Raw genomic sequence first — 6,007 nt, 5'->3', positions numbered from 1 at the left:
CCCCGATGCGGTACATAGAGGGTTCTGAGTAGAAAAATGCTAGTTGAAAATGTGTAAACCTATTTCAGGACTAGACAGACCGATGATTGGCCAAGCCTCGCCCGTTAGCTGACGATAAAGCCCTGTGAGGGGGCCGCTTTGGGATCGTCACCGAAGCGGTTTGGCCCCTGCTGGCCATTGCAAACCATAAAGTAGATAAGCACCAGGGTGCCGATAATGGGGATGAGCCCGAGCAGCAGCCACCAAGCGCTGCGGTCGGTATCGTGCAGACGACGGGCCGCCACCGCCAGAGATGGCAGCAGCACCGCCAGCGAATAGATCGAGCTTACCAGCTCCTTATCGCCGCCGATCAGCTTGTCCACCATGCCGAGCAGCAACATGACGATGACGTTGCACAGCACGAACATCCAGTATTCGGTGCGACGGGCCCGCCCGCTAAATACCGCATATTGCTTGAGGACCGAGATATACCAGTTCATTGCGCCTCCAGACTGTTTTCAAAAACAAGTAGTTGCAGATCCGAACCGAGCTTAGCGCGATCAGTGTCCGGCGTCGATCACCAGCAGCTCCAGATCCTGGCGACTGACCCGCTTGCTGTCCACCTTCACATAGAGCGAACGTTCCTTCCGTGCCAGCAGTACATCGTTCACCCCGTCGCAGGCTCGGAGTTTCTGCTCCAGTGCAGGGCTCGCCTCCACCCCTTCCGGTAACAGGATGCGCAGACTGCTCACATAGGGGGGCTCCTGCATGGTAAGGCTGACCCCGAGCCAGACAAGGGCCAGCGCAGAGCAGCCGCCAAACACCAGGGCGCCACCACCCAGACTGTAGAGCAGGCCCCCCAGGCTGCCACCGATAGCCACTCCGATAAACTGGCTGGTGGAGTAGATCCCCATGGCCGTACCCTTGTAACCCGGTGGCGACTCCTTGCTGATCAGGGATGGCAGCAACGCCTCCATCACGTTGAAGCCGATGAAGAAGAGCTGCAGGCCGGCGAGCAGGCCCCACAGCTGCAGGCCAGCCTGCCACAGCACCACTTCGGCGCTGAGCATCACCAGCACGCAGATCTGGAACACCAACTTCATCTTTCTGCGCGTCTCGGCATAGATGATGAAGGGTACAACGCTGACGAAGGCAATCAGCATGGTGACCAGATAAGCCTGCCACTGGCTGTCCCGAGGCAGACCCGCTTGCTCCAGCAGCGGCGGCAACGCCACGAAGCTCGACATCAACAGGGTATGCACGCACAAAATGCCGAGATTGAGTTTGAGCAGGCGCGGATTGGTCAGCACAGTGCGCATCCCGCCCCTGACCATGCCGGACTCGCGATTGAGCAGATGAGTTGTCGGTGTCGGCACCAGCCAGAGGGTGACGGCAATGCCCCCCAGCGCCAGCAGGGCGATGAGCCAGAACAGGCCGGAGAGTCCCAGCGCATGAGTGATGAGGGGGCCGGTCACCATGGCGATGGCGAAGGTGATGCCAAAGCTCACCCCGATGAAGGCCATCGCCTTGGTGCGGTTCTGCTCGCGGGTGAGATCCGACAAGAGCGCCATCACGGCGGCCGAGATGGCGCCGCTGCCCTGCAGGGCGCGGCCGGCGATGACGCCCCAGATGGAGTGGGTCAGCGCCGCGATCACGCTGCCGAGGGCAAACATCAGCAGGCCGCCGACGATGAGGGGCTTGCGGCCCACCTTGTCGGAGAGCAGACCGAACGGGATCTGGAACAGCGCCTGGGTCATGCCGTAGATGCCGATGGCCAGGCCGATGAGCGCCTCGGAGGCCCCCGCCAGCGACATGCCGTAGGTGGTCAGCACCGGCAGCACCATAAACATGCCGAGCATGCGCAACGAGAAGACGGAGCCGAGCGCCCAGGTGGCACGGCGCTCGCCCCTCGTCATGGTGAAATCATTCATGATGGCCTCGATAGGTCAGGGAAAAGGAAGACTCAAGGGGTGGCCGACACGCGCCATGCCACACCCGACAGAGGGGAAAAGTACCCGATGGGCGGCCCCATAATAACAGAGCCGGGGAGGTTCCCGGCTCTGGATCTCATGCAATCGGAAGCAACGCACACTATCGGAGCAACATGCTCACCAGCGCCACAGGCTCGGCCTCTGGCTGGAAGTCTACCGACATCATGACACTCAGACAGGTAATGGTGACGATGGAAAACATAAACAGCTTGCGCGCCCAGAGAGCATCATCAACCAGCTGTTTGTAACCCGACAGCGCCATCCCCAGCCACCAGACACTCACCGCAGTGGCCACCACCAGATACTTGTAGCCGGCGTAACCGCCGAGGAACAGCATCAGGGTCGGCACCATAAAGGCCAGGATGTAGAGGGTAATGTGGTGCTTGGCCACCGAAATTCCCTTCACCACCGGCAACACCGGAATGTTGGCCGCCTGATAATCCTTGAAGCGGAAAATGGCGATCGCATAGGAGTGCGGCATCTGCCACAGGCTGAAGATCGCCAGCAGGATCAAGGCCCCCGAGTCGAACTGACCGCTCACCGCACAGTAGCCGATGACCGGCGGCGCGGCGCCGGAGAGGCTGCCCACCAGGGTGCCGTAGACCGAGTGACGCTTCATGTAGAGGCTGTAGACCCCCACATAGACAATGAAGCCCAGCACCGCCAGCAGAGCGGCCAACGGATTGGCCGCCCAATAGAGCAGTGCAATGCCCGCCATGCCAAGCGCGGTGGCGTACCAGAGCGATACGCCGGGGGCGATCAGCCCCTTCACCAGAGCACGGTTCTTGGTGCGCTCCATGATGCAGTCGATGTCCCGGTCGATGTAGTTGTTGAACACGCAACCGGAGGCCACCACCAGCGAAACACCCACCATGGTCAGAATGAACAGGGGCAGGTCCAGGCTTCCTTTTGAAGCCAGCAGAAATCCCCCGATCACCGAGATGAGGTTGCCGAAGATGATGCCCGGCTTGGTCACTTGCAGGTATTGCTTCATCATTGCCAGCCTGCTCAGTGGACCATCATGTTGATGTTGAGGTTGTACATGATCCACAGGGAACCCACGACCACGATGGCAATGATGAGCACGGTAAAGACCAGTGCCACCAGGTTCCAGCGCTCCTCGGACGAGGTGTTCATGTGCAGGAAGTAGACCAGATGGACAAAGATCTGCACCACCGCCATGCCAACCACGGTGGCCAGCACGGTGGTGTGGGAGGCGGAGCCGTCTATCACCATCCAGAACGGTACGGCAGTCAGGATCAGTGACAGCACGAAGCCGATCAGGTAGCTCTTGGCGCTGCCGTGGCTGGCGCCGTGATTATCAACGGAATGACTCATTTACATTGCCCCCATCAGATAGACCACGGTAAAGACGCAGATCCACACCACGTCGAGGAAGTGCCAGAACAGGCTCAGGCACATCAGGCGGGAGCGGTTGCGATCGGTCAGCCCCTTCTTGGCCACCAGCACCATCATCACGATGATCCAGATAAGGCCGCTGGTGACGTGGATACCGTGGGTACCGACCAGGGTGAAGAAGGCGGAGAGGAAGGCGCTGCGATCCGGGCCGTAACCTTCTGCGATCAGGTGATGGAACTCGTAGATCTCCATCGCGATAAAACCGGCACCCAGCACAAAGGTCACCAGCAACCAGCCATTGACGGTAGACACCCGGTTCTTGTTCATCGCCAACATGGCAAAACCGAAGGTGATGGAGCTCAACAGCAGCAGCATGGTTTCGGCAAATACGAACGGCAGTTCGAAGATATCCTTGCCGCTCGGACCGCCGGCAGTGCCGTTGACCAGGACCGCATAGGTTGCAAACAGACATGCAAACAGGATGCAGTCACTCATCAGGTAGATCCAGAAACCAAACACCTTGTTGGCACCGGCATCATGGTGCCCATGATCATGGGCACTCTCGTGAGTGTGATGTAGAACGTCGGTCGCCATAGCGTCACGCCCCCTTGTTAATGTTGGCAAAATGCTGACCTTCGGGTGCCCATACCCTCCGGGCACCGTAGACGTGGATGTGATATGGAACGCCAGTGGTCATAGCACTAAGCCCCCTTGTTGATGTTGGCAAAATGCTGATCTTCGATGCGCGTGATCTCGTCAACCTGGACGTAGTAGTCCACGTCATCGTTGAAGCTATGGATGATCCAGCTGCCAATCATGGCGACAAAGGCAAGGATCGCCATCCACCAGATATGCCAGATCATGGCAAAGCCAAAGATGGCGCTGAAGCCCGCGATGATCACCCCAGCCCCGGTGTTCTTGGGCATGTGGATCGGCGCATACTGCTTGGGCTGCTGATAGGCTGAACCGTTTTGCTTGGCATCCCAGAAGGCATCCAGACCGGTGATCTTCGGCTCGATGGCGAAGTTGTAGAAGGGCGGCGGTGAAGAAGTCGCCCACTCCAGCGTCCGGCCACCCCAGGGGTCACCACTCACATCACGGTTCTGCTCGCGGTCACGGATGCTGACCACCAGCTGGATCACCTGGCACAAGACACCAAGGGCAATCAGGCCGGCACCACAGGCGGCTACCACCAGCCAGGGGTGGAAGGCCGGATCCAGCTGTTGGCTGATGCGACGGGTCATCCCCATGAAACCCAGTACGTAAAGCGGCATGAAGGCAACAAAGAAGCCGATAATCCAGCACCAGAAAGCACGCTTGCCCCAGGTTTCGTTCAGGGTGAAGCCGAACGCCTTGGGGAACCAGTAGGTGATACCGGCAAAGCAGCCAAATACCACGGCACCAATGATGACGTTATGGAAGTGAGCGATGAGGAACAGGCTGTTGTGCAACACGAAGTTGGCCGCCGGCACCGAGAGCAGTACCCCTGTCATGCCACCTATGGTGAAGGTGATGATGAAACCGACGGTCCACAGCATGGGTGAGGTGAACTCGATGCGACCACGGTACATGGTGAACAACCAGTTGAAGATCTTCACCCCGGTCGGGATGGAGATGATCATGGTGGTAATGCCGAAGAAGGCATTCACGTTTGCGCCCGAGCCCATGGTGAAGAAGTGGTGCAACCAGACAATGAAGGAGAGCACGGTAATGGCAATGGTCGCCCATACCAGCGAGGTGTAGCCGAACAACCGCTTCTTGCTGAAGGTGGCCACTACTTCGGAGAAGATCCCGAATACCGGCAACACCAGGATATAAACCTCGGGGTGGCCCCAGGCCCAGATCAGGTTGATGTACATCATCATGTTGCCACCCATGTCATTGGTAAAGAAATGGGTACCCAGATAGCGGTCTGCGGTGAGCAGGGCGATGGTAACGGTCAGGATCGGGAAGGAGGCGATGATCAGCACGTTGGAGCACAAAGCCGTCCAGGTGAACACCGGCAGACGCATCATGGTCATGCCAGGAGCGCGCATCTTGATGATGGTGGCGAAGAAGTTGACGCCAGTCAGCAAGGTGCCCAGACCCGATATCTGCAGACTCCAGATCCAGTAATCAACCCCGACCCCCGGGCTGTACTCCAGCCCAGAGAGGGGCGGATAGGCCAGCCAGCCGGTCTGGGCGAATTCACCGACCCCGAGGGAGATGTTGATCAACACCACGGCAGCGGCGGTGAACCAGAAGCTGATGTTGTTGAGGAAGGGAAAAGCCACATCACGGGCACCGATCTGCAGCGGCACGACGATATTCATCAGACCGATCACCAGTGGCATGGCCACGAAGAAGATCATGATGACCCCGTGGGCGGTGAAGATCTGGTCGTAGTGATGCGGCGGTAAAATGCCGTCACCACCAGCCGAAGCCATCACCTGCTGGGTACGCATCATCACAGCGTCGGCGAAGCCGCGCAGCATCATGACCATACCCAGGATCAGATACATGACCCCAAGACGCTTGTGGTCGACCGAGGTAAGCCACTCTTTCCACAGATATTGCCACTTGCCGAAATAGGTGATCAGGCCGGCAACGGCCAGCCCCCCCAAAATGATACCGGCTACCGTCACCATGATGATGGGTTCATGGAACGGAATGGCATCGAGTGTTAATTTTCCAAACAT

General features: G+C 58.6%; 6 protein-coding genes. All 6 read right to left on the bottom strand.

The window, feature by feature from the left end:
- Positions 1-104: 104 nt before the first annotated feature.
- The 6 genes from G5179_RS04290 to cyoB all read right to left on the bottom strand — a co-directional run bounded on the left by G5179_RS04290 (position 105) and on the right by cyoB (position 6,007).
- Positions 105-479: a DUF805 domain-containing protein gene (locus tag G5179_RS04290; protein WP_216953250.1), complete on the bottom strand. Its 375-nt coding sequence runs from the start codon at positions 477-479 to the stop codon at positions 105-107.
- A 60-nt stretch (positions 480-539) separates the two neighbouring features.
- Positions 540-1,910: an MFS transporter gene (locus G5179_RS04285; protein ID WP_266135111.1), complete on the bottom strand. Its 1,371-nt coding sequence runs from the start codon at positions 1,908-1,910 to the stop codon at positions 540-542.
- Positions 1,911-2,070: 160 nt separating this feature from the next.
- Complete coding sequence (gene cyoE, locus G5179_RS04280; protein WP_216978421.1) at positions 2,071-2,967, bottom strand: heme o synthase; 897 nt, start codon at positions 2,965-2,967, stop codon at positions 2,071-2,073.
- 11 nt (positions 2,968-2,978) lie between these two features.
- Positions 2,979-3,308, bottom strand: coding sequence for a cytochrome o ubiquinol oxidase subunit IV (locus G5179_RS04275; protein ID WP_216953247.1), 330 nt, complete (start codon positions 3,306-3,308; stop codon positions 2,979-2,981).
- Positions 3,309-3,923, bottom strand: coding sequence for a cytochrome o ubiquinol oxidase subunit III (locus G5179_RS04270; protein WP_266135112.1), 615 nt, complete (start codon positions 3,921-3,923; stop codon positions 3,309-3,311).
- 107 nt (positions 3,924-4,030) lie between these two features.
- A complete protein-coding gene (gene cyoB / locus G5179_RS04265; protein WP_421257930.1) occupies positions 4,031-6,007 on the bottom strand; it encodes a cytochrome o ubiquinol oxidase subunit I in 1,977 nt (658 codons plus the stop codon).

The organism is Aeromonas sp. 600886 (assembly GCF_049174935.1).
GTDB classification, from domain to species: domain Bacteria; phylum Pseudomonadota; class Gammaproteobacteria; order Enterobacterales; family Aeromonadaceae; genus Aeromonas; species Aeromonas veronii_A.
Note: the sequence above shows the minus strand (reverse complement) of the source record. Positions and strands in the feature narration are given on the sequence as shown.